The 19161-nt window shown below is 48.9% G+C and carries 13 protein-coding genes; 6 read left to right on the top strand and 7 right to left on the bottom strand.

All coding sequences use genetic code 11. The annotated features are described in order from the left end of the window. Nucleotides 1–126 precede the first annotated feature (126 nt). The 4 genes from MZO40_RS14025 to MZO40_RS14010 all read right to left on the bottom strand — a co-directional run bounded on the left by MZO40_RS14025 (nt 127) and on the right by MZO40_RS14010 (nt 4768). Nucleotides 127–1773, bottom strand: a complete 1647-nt coding sequence (locus MZO40_RS14025) for a peptide ABC transporter substrate-binding protein (protein ID WP_252133360.1) — start codon at nt 1771–1773, stop codon at nt 127–129. 658 nt (nt 1774–2431) lie between these two features. Beyond that, nucleotides 2432–2812 carry a DUF1634 domain-containing protein gene (locus MZO40_RS14020; RefSeq protein ID WP_105962160.1) on the bottom strand — a complete coding sequence of 127 codons (381 nt, stop codon included), beginning with the start codon at nt 2810–2812 and terminating at the stop codon, nt 2432–2434. Further along, nucleotides 2812–3657, bottom strand: coding sequence for a sulfite exporter TauE/SafE family protein (locus MZO40_RS14015; RefSeq protein ID WP_003638271.1), 846 nt, complete (start codon nt 3655–3657; stop codon nt 2812–2814). Before MZO40_RS14015 ends, MZO40_RS14020 begins: the two co-directional genes overlap by 1 nt. 220 nt (nt 3658–3877) lie before the next feature. After that, entirely contained in the window at nt 3878–4768 is an 891-nt protein-coding gene (locus MZO40_RS14010; protein ID WP_088769765.1) for a LysR family transcriptional regulator, read from the bottom strand. A 140-nt stretch (nt 4769–4908) separates the two neighbouring features. On the opposite strand from MZO40_RS14010, the gene MZO40_RS14005 reads away from it, so the two are divergent. After that, nucleotides 4909–5952: a MucBP domain-containing protein gene (locus MZO40_RS14005; protein ID WP_252133359.1), complete on the top strand. Its 1044-nt coding sequence runs from the start codon at nt 4909–4911 to the stop codon at nt 5950–5952. A gap of 488 nt (nt 5953–6440) precedes the next feature. Here the strand turns inward: MZO40_RS14005 and MZO40_RS14000 are convergent, their stop codons facing one another. Both MZO40_RS14000 and MZO40_RS13995 read right to left on the bottom strand, forming a co-directional pair. Continuing rightward, entirely contained in the window at nt 6441–7508 is a 1068-nt protein-coding gene (locus tag MZO40_RS14000) for a hypothetical protein (RefSeq protein WP_252133358.1), read from the bottom strand. A gap of 1682 nt (nt 7509–9190) precedes the next feature. Beyond that, nucleotides 9191–10768 carry a peptide chain release factor 3 gene (locus tag MZO40_RS13995; RefSeq protein ID WP_050340357.1) on the bottom strand — a complete coding sequence of 526 codons (1578 nt, stop codon included), beginning with the start codon at nt 10766–10768 and terminating at the stop codon, nt 9191–9193. Between the two features lie 311 nt (nt 10769–11079). Here MZO40_RS13995 and MZO40_RS13990 point away from each other — a divergent pair, with 311 nt between their 5' ends. The 4 genes from MZO40_RS13990 to MZO40_RS13975 all read left to right on the top strand — a co-directional run bounded on the left by MZO40_RS13990 (nt 11080) and on the right by MZO40_RS13975 (nt 16368). Continuing rightward, nucleotides 11080–12402, top strand: coding sequence for an NAD(P)/FAD-dependent oxidoreductase (locus tag MZO40_RS13990; protein ID WP_122218025.1), 1323 nt, complete (start codon nt 11080–11082; stop codon nt 12400–12402). A gap of 172 nt (nt 12403–12574) precedes the next feature. After that, on the top strand, nt 12575–13471 hold the full coding sequence (gene gnd, locus MZO40_RS13985; RefSeq protein WP_105962157.1) for a phosphogluconate dehydrogenase (NAD(+)-dependent, decarboxylating): 897 nt from the start codon (nt 12575–12577) through the stop codon (nt 13469–13471). A gap of 14 nt (nt 13472–13485) precedes the next feature. Continuing rightward, on the top strand, nt 13486–15000 hold the full coding sequence (locus tag MZO40_RS13980; RefSeq protein ID WP_065674612.1) for a gluconokinase: 1515 nt from the start codon (nt 13486–13488) through the stop codon (nt 14998–15000). A 12-nt stretch (nt 15001–15012) separates the two neighbouring features. Continuing rightward, the gene (locus MZO40_RS13975) at nt 15013–16368 is read left to right on the top strand and encodes a gluconate:H+ symporter (RefSeq protein WP_003638263.1); all 1356 of its coding nucleotides are present in this window, start codon (nt 15013–15015) and stop codon (nt 16366–16368) included. 415 nt (nt 16369–16783) lie between these two features. On the opposite strand, the gene MZO40_RS13970 is transcribed toward MZO40_RS13975, so the two are convergent. Continuing rightward, a complete protein-coding gene (locus MZO40_RS13970; RefSeq protein ID WP_105962156.1) occupies nt 16784–17986 on the bottom strand; it encodes an AI-2E family transporter in 1203 nt (400 codons plus the stop codon). 174 nt (nt 17987–18160) lie between these two features. Between MZO40_RS13970 and MZO40_RS13965 the strand changes: the two genes are divergently transcribed. Continuing rightward, nucleotides 18161–19087, top strand: a complete 927-nt coding sequence (locus MZO40_RS13965) for an L-lactate dehydrogenase (RefSeq protein WP_003638261.1) — start codon at nt 18161–18163, stop codon at nt 19085–19087. Nucleotides 19088–19161: the final 74 nt, after the last annotated feature.

Raw genomic sequence — 19161 nt, 5'->3', positions numbered from 1 at the left:
AAAAAATAATGACATCCCTCATTATAAAACAAAATGGTAAGGATTAACAATGTGTCAATCCTTACCCCTTTGTTTCACATTCGTTCAGTTAAAGCACACACATTTTATTACTGTAGATTTACATCATTATTTAACAGACATGTACTTCAAGTTATATTGAGAACCGGCCGTGTTGTAAATGATGCCCTTGAGATTACTCCGTGTCAACGTTGCTGAAGCTTGTTGATAAATTGGGATGACCCCTTGATCATTCATCAATTGCTTTTCAGCTGCAACCATATCGGCCCAACGTGCACTCTTGTTGTTGGAGTCTGCGCCTTCAGCCTTCTTCACAGCTGAGTCGTATGCAGCACTGTCATACTTCCCGTTGTTGTATGAGTTGTCTGACGTAAAGAGTGATAAGAAGGAAATTGGGTCAGTGAAGTCAGCGTTCCATGCGGAGATAACCGTGTCAAAGTTTCCACTTTGTGACCGTTGCAGACGTGTCTTGAACGGTACATTTTGGTTAGAAACAGTTAAACCAGGTAATTTCTCCCAAGCCCCTTGAATGAATTCAGTTGACTTCTTGGCGCCATCGGTATCATCAGAAAGCAACTTGATGCTCAACTTGCTTTCGCCGATTTCCTTCATACCTTCCTTCCAAAGCTTCTTGGCCTTGGTTAAGTTGTATTCAACGGCAGATGGAACGGCAGCATCACTCGTGAAGTCTTTACCCGTCTTCGGATTCTCGGCTAAGTCTTCAGAAACATAACCTTTAGAAACGGTTGAACCGTTACCTAACGTATTGTTAACGTAGGACTTCCGGTTGATAGCTAGTGACAAGGCTTGACGAATCTTCTTGTTCTTGAAGGCATTTGCCAAGGTTGCGTTACTATCATCACGGTTGAATTCAACGTAGAACGTTGAAGCGGTCTTCCGAACTAAGTAGTTCTTGTCATTCTTGTAGTTCTTAACTTGTTCGTTAGAAAGCGTCGTAAAGTCGACCTTGTTAGAGTTGAACAAGTTCAAGCCAGTTGAAGCGTCTTTGACAACTTGGTACTTGATAGAATCCATCTTGACGTTCTTCTTGTCCCAATAATCGTTGTTCTTCTTCAAGGTCCAAGAAAGGTTTGTCCCAGTCCAACCAGTCATCTTGTAAGGGCCGTTATAAACCATTGCCTTACTGCTTGTCCCATACTTAGAACCATACTTCTTGACCACTTTTTCATTTTGTGGGAAGAAGTTAACAAAGCCCATTAACTTGTCGAAATAAGCAATTGGCTTATCCAAGGTAACGGTCAACTTGTAGTCGCCATCAGCCTTAATCCCTAAGCTTGAAACTGGCTTCTTGCCGTTGACAATGGCGTCAGCATTTTTGATACCTGAATATAAGTATGCGTATTGTGACGCAGTCTTAGGATTAACGGTCCGTTGCCAACCATAAACAAAGTCTTTGGCAGTAACTTTATCACCGTTACTCCATTTTGCGTTCTTCCGTAAAGTGAACGTATATGTCTTCCCACCATTAGTAACTTTAGTGGATTTTGCAATTCCGGGAGTGACTTTACCGTTCTTCCCTAAACGATACAACCCTTCGTTGGTGTTATTCAGTGCATTAGAACTAACGACATCGGTAGATTTAGAAATATCCATCGTTGGTAATTCTGCTGATTCGGTCCAATTGGCCGTTTGCTTCGACGAACTTGATGAGCTCTTGCTTGAGCCACAAGCCGCTAAGAATAAGACGGATGCGCCAGCAACGACGGTTACTTTTGCAGCTGTTTTAAAATTCATAAAACCCAACCCCTAACCTTAAAATGATTTGTGTGTGCTTTTCCCTCGAAAAGTTAAAGTAATTGTATATTATAAATAAATTAAAATCAATCCTAAACTCTAATTTTTATCATTATTTCGTCATAATTATCTTAACTGTTCTGTTTTTTGACTATTATCCTCATTGATAAAGACGCTTTGAAACGCCGTCTTATCAGGATTTATCATCGCACAGGCGCGTTGAATTAGCAAGCGAATACAATCGGCAAATTTTCTTAATAAATAATTCTAATTTGGCAATTATTGCCCTCAAATTGACTTTTTTGCGTTAGTCAAAACAGCTAAAACCCCTGAATCAAAAAAAGAATGCTGATTTTTATCAGCATTCTCTTAATAATTATAATTGTACATATTGTGCTAGTTAATTGGTCATAAATCATAATCAAATTGTGCCGGTTTGGATTACTGTTCGTCAGCTAGTGAGCTCCTAGTCCGACTTCCGGGGCTGGCTGACAATTGTCGGAACACAACTTTCACATGTCCACCATTAAGCTTAGTATGTTTCAGGCCATTGCCCAGAATGCCTGGAAGCCGGCGTAGGACGTCGCCACCACAGAAAGTTTACAGTAACTCGCAGTGTTTCGAGCAAATCCCAGCTGGCCGCTTTTGACTTTCGAAGTTAATTTCCCAAATAGCCAATAATTGACGCAACAATCAGAATCACCAATACAACGGTCGTGATCCAGACATAGAGGCGGTCACGTTCAACGGCAAACGCGTAAATTGAGACAGCGACCCGCAATGTCGGCGTTAAAATCAATAGGAAGAGACCTAACATGATGACGGCATATGGTTTCAAGGCCACTACGCCAGCTAAAATAGCCGCAACGGTGTGGGGCTCCATGCCATTTGCATAGCCGCCATTACCCGTCATCAACATTAGTAGCATGCCGATGACAATCACAACCGCCGAAACGATCACGCCAATTCGTAAAATGTAACCAATCATCATTTCAACGGCGTGCATTTCCTGTTCTTTCGTTGGTTTTTGCTTATCCATTAGATGGTCACCCCGAATCCTTTAGCAATCATTTGAATGCCCAGATAGAGCATCACTGGCACAAAAATCATTCGGATCAGACGTGGCTTCAATCGCGTCATGATGCGCGACCCAATCAAGGCCCCGACGATGATACCAATAGCTAACGGCGCCGCAATCCCTGGTTTGATAGAACCATTAAAGAAGTAAACCATCGCGCTGGCAGCCGCCGTGACCCCCATCATTAGGTTAGAGGTCGCAGAAGACGGCTTGAGTGGCATGTGCATGATGGTATCCATGGCGAGGACTTTAAACGCCCCACTCCCGATACCGAGTAAGCCACTGGCAAACCCAGCACCAAACATCATCGTAAAACCACCAGGCACATTTTCGACCTGATAGTCGACTTGTTGCTTGAGGGCCTTATCATAGTAGGTGCCATTTAAATTCAACTTAGTTGCCAAGGCATCATCCTTGACTGTCGGTAACTCACCCGTCTTACTCATCAACTTGCGAATCATGTTGTAGGTCGTAAAGACCAGTAACGCGCCAAATAAGAAGTACAGGAAGGTCGCATGCAGCACCCCGGTCAACACGGCCCCAAGGACGGCACCGACCGTGGTCGCAATTTCCAAAAACATCGCGACCCGTAAGTTCAACATTTCATCCCGCAAATAAGCGATGGTTGAACCCGAACTGGTCGCAATCACGGCAATGATACTTGCGCCAATGGCATATTTAATATCTAATCCCAGGCCTAACGTCAGAATCGGCGTGACGATCATGCCACCACCAATCCCTAAGACGGCCCCAAAAATACCGGCAATCACCCCGACGCCGAGCATTAATGCCAACGAATAAATCATCCTACTCACCTTCACCCTTTAAATTTCAATAGTAAGTGTACCATTTAATTAAGGGCATATCTAATTTTTAAATATCCAGCCTGAGAACGCCGACATGACAGCATTTAACAACATTTTCATTAAAATAAATCATCTCACTGAGAAATTGGCTGTAACCGTCATCAAGTGCGTCAATCCGGCAATCTCTTTTTTAATTGCGATTAAATTTTTAGATAGCTAATTAATGAAAGTTGTCTAACGGTCGTGCTTGCTCAAATTGGGCCATAAACCCGGCCACTAACGGCGTTTCCAAAGCTTCGTTGGTCGTCACTAAGGCTAAATGCGTTTCGAACCGGTGATCAGCCAACGACCGAATCAGCACGTCCCCGCCGTCATAAGTTTCTGCTAGTGAGCGTGGTACCAGGGCAACACCTAACTGGCGGCTGGCCCAATGCATCGCGGTCCGCGCGTCGTCACAGGTCATCAAGTAGTGCGGCGTTAAGCCCGCTTCCAAAAAAGCGACGTGAAAGAGCTCGTTAAAACGACGATACTTGATCAATGGTAACGGTGCTAAGTCACTCAAGCGTAACTGGCGCCGATGGGTAAACTGCGTGTACTGCTTGGGCAACACCGCCGCCATGCGCTCCGACGGAAAGTAGCGACACACCAGATGCTGCCCGTTGAATGGCGTGCGTAACACGGCCACGTCCAGTAGGCGTTTGTGCAAATCATCCAGTAGCTCGTAAGTATTGCCCTCTGTCACAGACAACTGGACGTCCGCATGCTGCTGTAACCACTTGCGCAGCGCCGGATTCGGGATCACTCCCGCCGAAGAAGACACGGTTCCGAGATTGATGGTCCCAGTAATCCCATGTGCCAAAGCGCGGACTTTATTTTCGGCCGTCGCTGACAATTGCGTCAGTTGTTGGGCATAGCCAACCAATAGTTTGCCAGCAGCCGTCACCGTCACGCCCTGAGGTAGCCGGTTGAATAGCGTCACCCCGAGTTCTTGCTCCAGTTGTTTGATTTGATAACTCAATGGTGGTTGAGCGACGTGTAACCGTTTGGCCGCTGCCGTCATCTGCCCCTCTTCAGCCACCGCCAAGAAATAGCGTAATTGTTTCAAATTCATTTTTCAGGCCCCCTCGTCATACAATCTTAGTATACACGACTCTGAAAAATGGAAGTTTACAATTTATTTAAGGCGTGTCAGAAGCCTGGTGAATGCGTTATACTAGTGATAATTAATTTATTAATGAAAGGAGTGGTCACGTGTCGTTTCTTGACCGGCTAAAAGGGATGCTACACGCATTAAATAGTACCGAAGCTAGCACCGAAACTACCGCGGCGTCCACGGAAGAAGCTGCGCCCCGGGCCATCACCGCACAGCGCGCAGACACTCTGGCGACCAACCAAACCGAAGCACTGATCTTGGTCCACCATTTAGACCAAGCCGGTAATACGCTACAACCAGCCGACATGATTGCGGGAATCATTGGTGAAGAAATCCACTTGCCCGCTGTCAGTATTGCTGGTTACCACCTTGTTAACATCGACGGTCTCACGCGCTGGTTCACCAAACCACAGGCCAGCATCACACTCACTTACGAGCGCCAAGCTGGTCAACCCGTCTGGATGTACGCCTACGATATTGACCGCCGCGAGCTGATTGGTCGGCCGACCATGTACCGGGGGAAACTAGGAACCCCTTACGAAGTCAGCGCACCGACCGTCGCCGGGTTTAAACTACTCCGCTCCGTGGGTGACGTGACTGGAGAGTACACGACGACTTCGAAGACCGTCCTGTTCTTCTATCGAAATGAGAACTGGCAACAGACCGACCTCAGCACCGGTTTTATTCAAATCAACCACGAAACCGCGGTCTACCCCTATCCAGGCGCAACGACTACCAACTATCTGACTAAATTACAGCCAGGTAGCACTTATAAAACGTACATGCGCGTGCGCTTAGTGACGCATGAGACCTGGTATGCGATTGGCGACGACCAGTGGATTCCAGAAACCCATCTGCAACTGACCACCGGCGACCAACTCTTACTCAAGCTTCCGGCTGGCTACCGCGTGCAGAATCAACGTCCGGTCCGGCAAACTGGGATTGTGAGCTTTGTTCCTGGTAAACAAGTGCATACGTACATTGAACCGTACGGCCGCTACTTAGCGACTGTTACCCACGGTGACCAAGTCAACTTAATCGAACGGTTAGCGGACGATAACGGTGTCGTCTGGTATTGCCTGCAAGACCAAGGTTACTTGCCCGGGCGTTACTTGACGCAATTGGACCCACCGTTTGCTTAACATACGAACTGAAGACAACGTCAAAAGGCAACAGTGGTGCATTCCAAGCTTGGGGGTGCACCACTGTTGCCTTTTTAATCTTCAGACACAACGTTTGCTTATTCATCCAATGAGCAAAATTAGAGCTAACTAGCACAACGCGGACCGCTTATTTATTTTTTTGTATAAATGCTGCCACAAACAATATAATCGCAATAATTATCGCTAACCACGGACCAGTTGATGAATGATAATGTAGAATGGGATCACCGATCAATCCCACTACTGTTAATATCCCTAGCCAAAAAGGCAATGTCTTAAAAAAGTTTGGGTTAAAGCTTATTTTTTTGATAACGGTCTCTTCCCTTCTAAATCATTTTAGTTATTTTTAATCACACTATCCAATTATATTAAGCAAACCCAAAGCTCGCCTGATGATCCAGTTCCCAAGTGCTCAATGGTCAATTGTACCAGGACATGATTCATGACAAATTAGCACCCACAATACGTTAAGACTGCTTGTCGACAACCATCCACATCAATTCCGTCCCGCGATTAGTCAACAAGAAGCCCTGATCAACACCATGCATGAATACTAGCCCTTCAAATTCACGTTGTCCGGCAAAATTAGCCTCGCCGACTTGGTGCGCTGTCCAACGACCCCACTTAGCGACTGGCAGTGAGGTGATACTTTCATCTGCCACCAAGTAAAGCTTGCCGGTCGCTTCATCATACCCCGTCGATTGGGCAAAAAAGCCCGGATTATTGGCGAGTCCTTCTGTGGCCGCCTCGAAGTGCACACCCGTCGTCGCAATCGACCCGCGATACAAGTCGACTTTGCTGGTCCGCAACTGGCTAGCGTGCGTCCAGTAATACGCGGTGCCGTTCTCATCAAACGCCAACTCATCGCCCAGATGTCCGCGGCCAGTCGTAAAGACTACCCGCGCATCGGGGGTAAGCGACTGCGTATTCAAACGAGTGATCGTGTCATTTTGGTTACGCGCGGCATTTGAAATGAACCATAGCTCGTTCGTCCGCGGATTAAGCGCTAATGACTGGGCATGTCCGGCAGTAAACTCGGGCCCAACCTCAATCGCCGCTAACACTTGGCGGTCAAACGCCGTCAGTTTGCCATCAAACTGGTGCGCAGCGGCAACCCGTAACATCGCCATTTTGCCAGGTCGGCCAGTACCCAGCGCCATCAGCCGTTGCCAGTCATAGCGCACGACCCAGCCAGCTTGTGACGCTTGCCCCGGCTGCTGGTCATCGACATACATGACGTATAAATAGCGATTATTCAGTGAAAAAGCGGCACTCTGCGGATCACCCAAGTTACGAGTCCCCAGTTGTTGCGGTAAATACAACGCCGTTTTGAAGTGGTAGTGGTCGCGATAACCGGCTTGCTGCAGCAAGGTATCCGGCTTATTTTGCACACCCATCGTGGCTAGATAGGCCGCCGTCGGATGAAAAATCACCCGCGGTTGCGTATACCGACCGGCACCCACTAGTGAGAGATAGCGGGATGTCCCCGCAGTAGTAATGGCAACTCGCCGTTGAAACGTCGTCTTGACCGACATCGGCGCTCGTTTCGGGGTAACGATGTCCTTTGATGAGGTGCCGGGGCACATGAACGGCATCGGCTAAGACCCAGCCAGCGCGATGCAAACGTGCATTGCGCACTTGCCAGTACGTGACTAAGCGACCATTCTGTGTCACCATCACTTGGCCGACGCGCACCCACCCGGTCGTCAGCTTAGCGGTCCCGGTGGCCGTCAGATGCATCGTGGCATGGTTCAACTGATATAATTTCGTCTGCTTCTCCTGCAACGTGCAAGTACGAGCCGTCAGCGGTTGCACCGCGGGCCACCGTACCAGATTCGGTGCCGCATGCGCTGTCGTGGTTCCCCATAATCCCAATCCAACCAATAACCCCAATAAGCCCCGCATACTTCGCTTCATCTCAATCGCCCCCATTATCCATTGTCACTGATTGTAGCGTAAGTCCAGTGTGGCCGCTGATTGCAACGGTTGGTTCACATGGTAACTTTACGTGATCATTGTGAGGCTGTACCTAACAGTAAAACGTAATCTGCGCTAGTTATTCCTTGGCATTAAAGATGATTAAGGCATACCCTTTTCTAAGGTCAAGTGCTACCAGCTGAGACCCGCTGGAAACAGTGCGAGTTACTGTAAACTTGCTGTGGTGGATGTTTCCTAGTCCGGCTTCAAGGCATTCTGGGCAATGGCCGGAACGCGGTGGACACAGATTTAAGCCGATAGCCCACGTCTTAAATACTGGTCTTTCACTAACCAAGCAAAGGGCGCTTGCTAAGTGAAATTTCACCACTTGGCCTTGCCCAGAACACCTTCCTGCCGGGGACAGTATTCGAAAGGCGGACATGTGCGGACTCAACTTTCTGTTGGATTAGTCGTTGGTTCCTTGAGATAGAGTGAATTTGACATTAACTGTTAGATTGTTTTCTAACAATCGCTAAACTTTCTTTCCCATGGTTCAGTTTTTCGAATCAGGAGCTTCACGGAAACTGTCAGAACTTCCTCTGATCGTCTGAGTTAGTAAAGCCTCAAATTATAAACGAAGGTAATTTTATCGGCTGAATTCAAAGCTAATCGCCATTAAAATTAGTCAATAATACTCAAGTACCATAAAGCGTTAACGATACTGATTAATTATTTGCTTGAAGGACCAGTCAGTTAATATTCGGTGGTCAATTATACCCAGATAGGTGGCCGTTCATCCGCCATTCGAACGGCTTCCCGACTGTAGGGGCTGGCTGACAATGCTCAAGGGCGAAGTTCTTCTTGTCCGGGTGGTCTTCCCGGGCTAGAAGAAGACTCGTATTTGAAATTGCGCAGTGCTTTTCTGCGTAAGTTCAAATCGATGTCCGCCCTGTTCCAGCGTTGTCAGCCGGCCCCGGAAGTCGGAATAAGGAGATCACCAGCTGACGAACAACAATCCCACCTGGCATGCCTTAACCCTGATTCATGACAACTCAACGAGTACAATGCAGGCAGTTTCAAATGAATTCACTGCTCACTTCACCTTCGATAATAAAAAAGTGGTATAGAAGCTCCGATTGGATAACTTCTATACCACTACTTTTGTATTATTAGAATTTACAAACACGGTACCCCGCGCGAAAACGGTCAAACAGTCAAAATGGTCTAAAAGTTCTACCACGGCCTACTGTCAGCTAACAAATAACGACAGTTGAATCACGATTAAACAAACGACCTGTGATTAAAGCTTGGACGTCAATTTAACATCTGGATACTTGTCAGCAAACCAGCGTTCGGCAAAGGCGTTTTCGAATAGGAATAGCGGTGCGCCTGAGCGGTCTTTGACCAGTAAGTTCCGCGAACTGGACATCTTTTCATCCAGCTGGTCAGGGTCGATCCAGCGTGCGGTCTTACTACCCATTGGTTCCATGACGACTTCAGAATTGTATTCATTTTGCATCCGGAACTTGAACACTTCAAACTGCAGTTGACCAACGGCACCCAAGATGTAGTCGCCAGTCGAGTACGAGGTGTACAGCTGAACGGCCCCTTCTTGAACCAGTTGTTCGATTCCTTTGTGGAAGGACTTCTGCTTCATCACGTTTTTGGCAGTGACGCGCATGAAGAGTTCTGGCGTAAATTGAGGGAGCTTTTCAAACTGAACGGCGTGCTTGCCGGCATAGATCGTATCACCGATTTGGAAGTTCCCCGTATCGTAGAGGCCGACGATATCGCCAGCAACCGCCGTTTCCACCGTTTCACGTGTGTCTGCCATGAATTGCGTCGAGTTGTTCAGGCGCATCTTCTTGCCAGTCCGTTGTAAGACGACGTCCATCCCACGGTCAAATTCGCCTGAGCAGATCCGGACAAAGGCGATACGGTCCCGGTGGTTGGGGTTCATGTTAGCTTGAATCTTGAAGACAAAGCCCGCAAATTCATCATCGGTTGGTTCAACGACTTCATCGTCACGGGTCTTGTGCGCCGCTGGTTTAGGCGCGTACTGTAAATAAGTCTTCAGGAACGTTTCGACCCCGAAATTGGTCAACGCGGAACCGAAGAAGACCGGTGTCATATCACCAGCCATGACTTTAGCTTCGTCAAAATCATTGCCGGCTTCATTGATGAGTTCCACTTCGTCCAAGGTATCGCGGTAAATGCTGTCCTTGGTCAGTTCGTTGCTAGGGTCGAGTTCGCCGTTATCGTCCAACGGTAAGAACGTTTCTCCCTTCGCTTCGTTATGATACAGCTCAACGCGGTGATTGTACCGGTCATACAAGCCTTTAAGGCCCTTACCCATCCCCATTGGCCAGTTCATTGGGTACGTTTCGATGCCCAAAACTTCTTCGACTTCGTTCAACAGGTCGAGTGGTTCGCGGCCATCACGGTCCAATTTATTCATAAACGTGAAGATCGGAATCCCACGCATTTTACAAATTTGGAACAACTTCTTGGTTTGTGGTTCGATCCCCTTAGCCGAGTCGATCACCATGACAGCGGAGTCCACCGCCATCAAGGTCCGGTACGTATCTTCAGAGAAATCCTCATGCCCTGGGGTATCCAGGATATTGATCCGCTTGCCATCATAATCGAATTGCATCACGGAACTAGTGACTGAGATGCCCCGCTTCTTTTCGATTTCCATCCAGTCAGACTTGGCGAAATTACCACTCTTCCGGGCTTTAACGGTCCCAGCTTGACGAACGACGCCCCCGAACAACAACATCTGTTCCGTAATCGTCGTTTTCCCGGCATCCGGGTGAGAAATAATCGCAAAGGTGCGCCGGGTGTTGACCGCGGCGGTTAATTCTGTCTTATTCATTAAAAATTCCTTTCATCTTACCTTTATATTCAACGTCCACGGTGCTACCGTTCCACCGTAAAAAAACATAGCCTTACATATTTTACTGATATTTGACCAAAAAATCCAGTACCACCCCTGTGCCAGGCGAGATTTATCGAAAATTCACTTTACAAAGGCGTTTTATTCGGATATTAATCGGTTTCAGTCCGCCAAATAAAAAAATAATATGGCCTTTTGTTTGGTTTCATGAATTAAGTTGTGTACAATGTAATTGTTTTAAACGTTCAGTTTTGCAGTCTATCAGTCTATCAATGAGGAGGATGTTTTGTATGGCAGAACAATTTGATGTGTTATATCTCGGTAGTGGACATGGGACCTTTGATGGTGCGATTCCGCTCGCTGCCCGTGGCAAAAAAGTCGGTGTGATCGAAACTGATTTGATTGGTGGAACCTGCCCGAACCGGGGTTGCAACGCCAAAATCACTTTGGATCAACCAGTGGCAATCAAGAACCAAGTCGCGAACTTTCAAGGCTACGGCCTAACTGGCGGCCCTGAAATCGACTGGAATGCCAATTTCAAGCACGAACGGGCCGTCATCGAAGGCTTACCGGACATGATTGCCGGTCTGATGGAGCAAGCAGGTGTGACGCTGATTCATGGTCGCGGCGAATTTGTGGACGCCCACACGTTACAAGTCGGCAATCAAACTTACAGCGCAGACAAGATCGTGATTGCGACCGGTCAACATCCGCACCGTTTGGACATTCCTGGCACCGAACTCGCCCATGACAGCAACGACTTTCTAAACCTGACTGACCTGCCACAACGGATTACGGTCATCGGGGCCGGCTACATCGGCTTGGAATTTGCTAACATGGCACTGACAGCTGGTAGCCAGGTCACCCTCCTCATGCGCGGCGACCAAGCGCTGCGGCAATTCCACCAACCATTCGTTGAACGTTTATTGGCCGAATTGCAAGACCAGGGCTTAGATATTCGGCGTGACTGGGTGCCAACCGCCATCGAGCAAACGGGCGACCAGCTGACCGTCACGAGTGCAGACGACCAAGTGACGACTGACTGGGTCCTTGATGCGACTGGCCGGCAACCCAACACCGCTAACCTCGGACTCGAAAAAATCGGCGTGACCTATAACAAGGCTGGCATCACCGTCGACGACCACTTACAAACCAGTGTCGCTGGTGTGTACGCCTCTGGTGATGTGATTGCCAAGTCTCAGCCCAAGTTGACGCCAACCGCGATTTTTGAATCCCAGTACCTGACCCACTTATTCACGGGTGACACCAACGCGGCGATTCAATACCCAGCCATTCCATCTGTCGTCTTCACCTCACCACGACTCGCCCAAGTTGGGACGATTCCAAGTGCCGATGCGAGTGACGTCAACGTGACCGTCAGCGATTTGAAAGATGATTGGTTCCGCCAGACGACGCGGGACGTCCAGGGACATAACCTGGTCGTGACTGATGACCAACAGCGCTTAGTCGCGGCGGCTGAATTGGGTGAACAAGCCGATAACACCATCAACACGTTACTACCGGCCATTCAATATCAACTGACACCCGCCCAACGCGAACAACTCGTCACCCTCTTCCCAAGTATCGGGTCGACAGCTTGGTCCGCCATTTAACAAAAATTTTATTGTGGCAACCAGCCCCGTCAAATTAGGGCTGGTTGCCTTTATTTACATTTAGTTGAAAACTTTTTACATAAATATGGTTGAAATTTGTAAATAGTTTTATTACAATGAAAGCGAATACAAAAAGTGATTAATAATTTTCATATAAAAGAGGGTTTTAATGATGAAATTAGGATTGATTGGTTTAGGTAAAATGGGCATGAACTTGGCACTCAACATGCATGACAATGGACACACTGCAGTCGGGATGGACCTTAACCCCGATAACTTACAACGAGCTGCCCAACAAGGCATCGCGACGGCGACGGACTTAGCTGATTTAGTCGCACAACTGCCGTCTCCTCGCGTGATCTGGATCATGGTGCCAGCTGGCAAGGCTACGGATAGTGTCATCAGCCAGCTCGCCGATAGCCTGAGTGCCGGTGATATCGTCTTAGACGGTGGCAATTCCCACTACCAAGATAGCATCCGCCACGGCGAACAACTCGGCGCACAACACATCAACTTTTTAGATGTTGGGACTTCCGGTGGTCAAGCCGGTGCTCGCCACAATGGTAACTTTATGATTGGTGGCGACCCTGCGACATTCAAAGTCGTCGAACCGCTATTTCAAGCAATTGCAGCACCCGATGGATACTTGTACACCGGCCCAGTTGGTAGCGGTCACTACTTGAAGATGGTTCACAATGGGATTGAGTATGGTATGATGGCAGCAATAGGTGAAGGCTTTGATGTTTTACAGCATAGTCAATTCACTTATGACAACGCTGCTGTCGCCAAGATGTGGAACAACGGCTCCGTCATCCGCAGTTGGCTCATGGAACTCGCCCAAGACGCTTTCAGTAAAGACGGTAACTTGGACGACATCAAAGGGGTCATGCATTCATCCGGCGAAGGTCGCTGGACGCTAGACACCGCCCTCGACCAACAAGTGGCCACGCCGGTGATTGCCATGGCACTGATGATGCGCTACCGGTCTACCACGGATGATACCTTTACGGGTAAAGTTGTTGCCGCATTACGCAACGAATTTGGCGGCCACGCTGTCGACCACGAATAGGAGGAACCTGCACCATGACTTACCTAATCGGAACTGATTTAGGAACTACAAGTACCAAGTCGGTCTTATATGACCATCAAGGCCACGTCATTGCCAGCGCAAACGTCGGCTACCCACTCTATCACGATACAGTGACGACTGCGGAAGAAGATCCGCAAGAAATCTGGCAGGCCGTTCAAGCCACGATTCACCAAGTAAGTGCCGGGATTGCCACCGATGAGATCGAAGGAATCGCCTTCTCCTCAGCAATGCACAGCCTGATTTTATTAGACGCCAATAAGCAACCGCTTACGCGTGTGATTACCTGGGCAGACAATCGCGCCGCTGCGGATGCCGCTGCCTTAAAGGCTCAACCACTCGGCCAGCAACTCTATGAGATGACCGGGACCCCGATTCATCCGATGAGTCCACTAGTCAAGTTACACTGGTTTGCCAACCAGCAACCAGACTTATTGAACCAAGCCCGCTACGTGGTCGGTATCAAAGAATACATCATCTACTTAATGACGGGACAGTTGCAGATGGATTATTCGATGGCCAACGCGACCGGCCTCTTCAACCTGTATAACTTTGACTGGGAACCCGCCGCCCTCGACTACGCTCAAGTGACGCGGGCCCAACTCCCACCGTTAGTTGATACGGATGCGGTGATCAACGGCTTGACGCCGACTGCTGCTGGTGAGCTAGGGTTACGTTTGGCCACCAAAGTCATCATGGGGGCTAGCGATGGCGCACTCTCTAACTTGGGCGTTGGCGCCGACGAACCCGGCGTGGCCGCAATCACGATTGGGACATCCGGCGCCGTACGGGTCATGACGAAACAACCTTACTTAGACCCTGAAGGCCGGCTCTTCTGTTACTACGTGGCCCCGCATCACTGGATCGTCGGCGGCCCCATCAATAACGGTGGTCAAGTCTTCCGCTGGGTCCGCGATGAATTGTTTGCGACGGAATCGCAAGTTGCACGCGACCACCAACAAGACCCCTACGACCAGTTGACAGCGCTTGCGGCCACCGTTCCCGTTGGTGCGCACGGCCTGTTATTCCATCCCTATTTGAGTGGCGAACGGGCCCCACTGTGGAACGCGGATGCGCGCGGTTCACTGCTCGGTGTGACGACGACCACGACAAAGGCCGACATTGCACGCGCCGTGCTCGAAGGCATCGTCATGAATTTGAACACCGTGCTCCAACTGACTGCCGCAGCCGAACCAGTCCATGCGATTCGCGCCACGGGTGGCTTTGCCCGCTCTAGTCTCTGGCGTCAAATTTTGACCGATGTCCTCGGCCAACCCATCACGATTCCAAGCAGCTTTGAAAGTTCTTGTCTGGCCGCTGCCGTGATTGGACTGAAAGCCCTAGGACACATCGATGATTTAAACGCGATCCACGCGATGATTGGCGCAACGGAAACGTATCAACCCAACGCAGCCAATCATCAACTGTATCACCAACACCAAGTCGTTTTCGACCACGTGACTGCGCAACTCGCGCCACTGTATCACGAAATCGCAACTCTTAATCGTTAGGAAGTGTACACCATGCCATTCGTTGTTCTAACACTTGGAATAATCTTACTATTATTACTCATTATTAAATTCAAGCTGAACACCTACATCGCACTGATCGTCACCGCGGTCGTGGTGGGAATCGGCTTAGGAATGCCGCTGACGAAGATCGCCACCAGTATTCAAAATGGGATTGGTGGTCAACTGGGCGAACTGGCCCTCGTCTTTGGGTTCGGTGCCATGCTCGGGCGCTTAGTCGCCGACGCCGGTGGTGCTTATACCATTTCGACGACCTTAATCGATATTTTTGGTCGTAAACGGCTCCAAATTGCCATCGTGGTGGCTTCCTTCATCATCGGGATTGCCCTGTTCTTTGAAGTCGGCATCGTCCTGCTGATTCCAATCGTCTTTGCGATTGCCATCGAAGCGCAAGTGCCAGTGTTGTATCTTGGGATTCCAATGGGGGCGGCGTTGTCCGTGACCCACGGCTTCTTGCCACCACATCCGGCACCCACGGCGATTGCCACGACGCTAAACGCCAATGTCGGCCACGTGCTGCTATTTGGGATCATCATTGCGATTCCAACGGTCTATATCGCGGGTCCCTTGTTCTCACGTTGGGCCCAGAAAATGGTGCCAGACGCCTTTGCTGGCAAGCCTAAGATGCCACTCAGTAGTTCTGAACGCAAATTCAAAGTCTCCGAAGCGCCTGGTTTTGGCCTCAGTGTCCTAACCGCCCTCTTCCCAGTCATTTTGATGACGATCACAACGGTCTACGAACTCGTCGTTGACCACGGCGTCACGCCTAAGAATCCGTCAACTATCGATTCAATCGTGCGGTTGATTGGGGCGCCCGGGATTGCCATGTTGATTTCGCTATTATTTGCACTCTGGTCAATGGGGATTCACCAACACAAGTCCCATAAAGCCATCACGGCCACGGTTGAAGACGCGACCAAGTCGATTGCGATGCTCCTCCTGATTATCGGGGGCGGTGGCGCCTTCAAACAAATCTTAATTGACGGTGGTGTTGGTAAAGCCGTTGCCCAACTCTTCAGTGGCAGCAGCATTTCCCCACTTATCTTAGGTTGGCTTGTTGCCGTTATCTTGCGGGTCTCACTGGGTTCTGCGACCGTTGCAGCCCTGACCGCTGCGGGCTTAGTCGCGCCATTAATGACGCAAGCCGGTATTGATCCCGCGCTGATGGTGATTGCGATTGGTGCCGGGAGTGTGGCTGCTTCTCACGTCAACGATGCGGGCTTCTGGATGTTCCGCGAATACTTCGATTTGACGGTCAAACAGACGTTACTGACCTGGACCGTGCTAGAAACGATCATCGCGGTCTGCGGGCTCGGTGGTGTGCTGGCACTCAACGCGGTGTTCCATTAATTTTCTGACATTGAATGTGGGTGGTGTTTGGTGCGTGATGCTTTAACAATGGCGTGGCCACTCACCTCATCCACTGAATCTGACTGGGCATTGGCTCACTGTGGGTGCAATACCGGTCATCCTAAAAAATCAGGTTCCTGAGACCTTGCTCGGGAACCTGATTTTTTTGTGATACTCATGAAACGGGTGATATTGAGACCCGATTTAATCAACGCAACTACTGGTCACTCGCCTAGTCTCACAGTGCCACTTCCAAGCATTGATGGAAAATCGTCACTGGATGCCAGTGAACATGGCGCCCACGTTTCAAAGCCGCACCGTTTCAATTGGGCTCATTGGATATCTCTGAATATATGACGCTACGTTTCGAGATTAAATCGCTTCAATCCAGCTCATTGCCTGCCACATTCACGCCTTACTTCGAGGACTTGGATGACTTTTTATTAGCTGGGGTGCTGGCTTGCGTCGCCTTGGCCGGTTGCGGCTGGTAGACAGTCGTTTGTTTGCGGAGATGCTCCTCATTGCGCAGTTCCACAATGTTGTACAAGTAAATGACCACCGTCCGAACTACCGCGTAGAACGGAATTGCCAGAATCATCCCAAGGATCCCAGCGATGTTGCCGGCCGCTAACAAAAGAATAATAATCGTCAACGGATGAATCTTCAACGTCCGCCCAATGATGTTCGGATAAATCAGATTACCGTCAACTTGTTGCACGATGACCACGACAATGATGACGTAAACGACTTGCATTGGTGATTGCGTGAAGGCCACAATCAGTGATGGCGCGATTCCGATGTACGGTCCAACGTACGGAATAATATTGGTCAACCCAGCAATCACGCCCAGCAATAAGCCATAGGGTTGTGAGATCAGGATATAACCAATCGCGGTGAAGGTCCCAACGAATAAGCACTCGATGACCTGACCACTGATATAACTGGAAATCGTATCACCCATTTTTTGCAACAAGCCAATGACTTCCGGACGCTGCTTCTTCGGTAAAAACCGACTGATGGCCGGAATAAACTTCTCGCTGTCCTTCAACATGTAAAACAGCACGACGGGAATCGTGATGGCCATGATGGTCACACTAGTAATCGTCGAAATGACGGTGACAACACTGCTTGACAACGAGGACAGGAAGTTCTGAGCATACTTACTAATTTCACCATTAAACTGCTTGGTATATGAGGTAATGTCGATTTTTTGCAAGACCGAACTGTTACTGATCATCTTGGTGGCGACTTTTTGCATCTCAGTCGCAATGCTTGGTAAGTTATAAATCAGTTGCGTAACCTGTGTCACCAGTCGTGGTAACAGGGAAACGGCACCCCAAGCTAGAATTCCGAATAATAGCACAAACACAATTGCCACGGCCCCGGTCCGTGAAATGTGAAACTTCTTATAATGGATCTTGGTCAGCAACTTGACCAACGGATTTAGCATGTAAAACAGAAATCCGGAAATCACGATTGGCATGAAGACGACACTCAAAAACGTGCCGATTGGTTGAAATAGAAAGCCAATATTGGTGCAGACCCAGATCAAGGTCGCAACGATTAAAATTTCGAGTGACCAGAATAATAAGGACGACTCCTTTAGGCGCTTAAACACTCGCGCTCCTCCCCTTCTTGGTGCAATTATTAATGCAGCATTAATGCGTCAATTATACCCTATTTTAGTTCACAGTAATATGATTTCGAAATTTCTCACAAAATCTATTTAAAATCGATGAGAATAATGGTAATTTAATTAATGAACGACAAACTGTTAAAGGAGCGTTTAATTATGTCACGTAAAATCGCTATTATCGGGATGGGCCACGTTGGCTCCACCGCCGCACACTACATCGTCGCCAATGGCTTTGCCGACGACTTAGTTCTTATTGATACCAATACCAGCAAGGTTGAATCAGACGCCCTTGATTTCCAAGACGCCATGCCTAACTTGCCTTACCATACCAATATCATCGTCAACGATTACAGTAGCCTGGTCGACACCGACGTCATCATCTCTGCCATCGGGAACATCAAGCTACAGGACTCCCCAACCAACGACCGTTTTCTGGAATTGCCGTTCACGAGCACCCAGGTCAAGGATGTTGCGACAAAAATCAAGGCCAGTGGGTTCCACGGCATCATGGTCGTCATCACCAACCCCGTGGACGTGATTACGTCGATCTACCAAGCAGTGACGGGTTTGCCAAAAAACCATGTCATCGGAACGGGCACGTTACTCGACTCCGCACGGATGAAACGCGCCGTGGGTCATGCGCTCAACTTAGATTCCCGTTCAGTTGATGGCTACAATCTCGGCGAACACGGTAATTCCCAATTCACTGCTTGGTCGACGGTCCGGGTCCTCGGTCACCCAATCACCGAATTAGCAGCCAAACGCGGCCTTGATTTGGATCAACTCGATGCCGAATCACGTGAAGGCGGCTTCAAGGTCTTCCACGGTAAGAAATACACCAGCTACGGCGTTGCCACGGCAGCGGTGCGGTTAGCGAACACCGTCTTAAACGACGCCTTAACCGAACTCCCCGTCTCCAACTTCCGCGAAGAATACGGCGTCTACTTGTCATATCCAGCCGTGGTTGGCCGTGACGGCGTGGTCGAACAAGTCCAACTTGATTTGACAGACGAAGAACTGCAAAAACTTCAAGTCTCCGCCGATTACATCAAAACTAAATACGCTGAAAGTCAAGACAACTAGTTCGTTTGAGATTAGTTGTGGCTGACTGACTTGTAACCGGGCAACGCGCGTTCTGCGTTGGCCGGTTTTTGTGT

This window comes from Lactiplantibacillus sp. B652 (genome assembly GCF_023806745.1).
Classification (GTDB): domain Bacteria; phylum Bacillota; class Bacilli; order Lactobacillales; family Lactobacillaceae; genus Lactiplantibacillus; species Lactiplantibacillus pentosus.
The sequence above is the reverse complement of the archived record's forward strand: the minus strand, read 5'-3'. Positions and strand labels throughout refer to the sequence as shown.

Coding starts and splice junctions, on each gene's coding strand:
- MZO40_RS14025 (WP_252133360.1), bottom strand. CDS start 1,773: ATGAATTTTAAAACAGCTGCAAAAGTAACCGTCGTTGCTGGCGCATCC.
- MZO40_RS14020 (WP_105962160.1), bottom strand. CDS start 2,812: ATGGATAAGCAAAAACCAACGAAAGAACAGGAAATGCACGCCGTTGAA.
- MZO40_RS14015 (WP_003638271.1), bottom strand. CDS start 3,657: ATGATTTATTCGTTGGCATTAATGCTCGGCGTCGGGGTGATTGCCGGT.
- MZO40_RS14010 (WP_088769765.1), bottom strand. CDS start 4,768: ATGAATTTGAAACAATTACGCTATTTCTTGGCGGTGGCTGAAGAGGGG.
- MZO40_RS14000 (WP_252133358.1), bottom strand. CDS start 7,508: ATGTCGGTCAAGACGACGTTTCAACGGCGAGTTGCCATTACTACTGCG.
- MZO40_RS13995 (WP_050340357.1), bottom strand. CDS start 10,768: ATGAATAAGACAGAATTAACCGCCGCGGTCAACACCCGGCGCACCTTT.
- MZO40_RS13990 (WP_122218025.1), top strand. CDS start 11,080: ATGGCAGAACAATTTGATGTGTTATATCTCGGTAGTGGACATGGGACC.
- gnd (WP_105962157.1), top strand. CDS start 12,575: ATGAAATTAGGATTGATTGGTTTAGGTAAAATGGGCATGAACTTGGCA.
- MZO40_RS13980 (WP_065674612.1), top strand. CDS start 13,486: ATGACTTACCTAATCGGAACTGATTTAGGAACTACAAGTACCAAGTCG.
- MZO40_RS13975 (WP_003638263.1), top strand. CDS start 15,013: ATGCCATTCGTTGTTCTAACACTTGGAATAATCTTACTATTATTACTC.
- MZO40_RS13965 (WP_003638261.1), top strand. CDS start 18,161: ATGTCACGTAAAATCGCTATTATCGGGATGGGCCACGTTGGCTCCACC.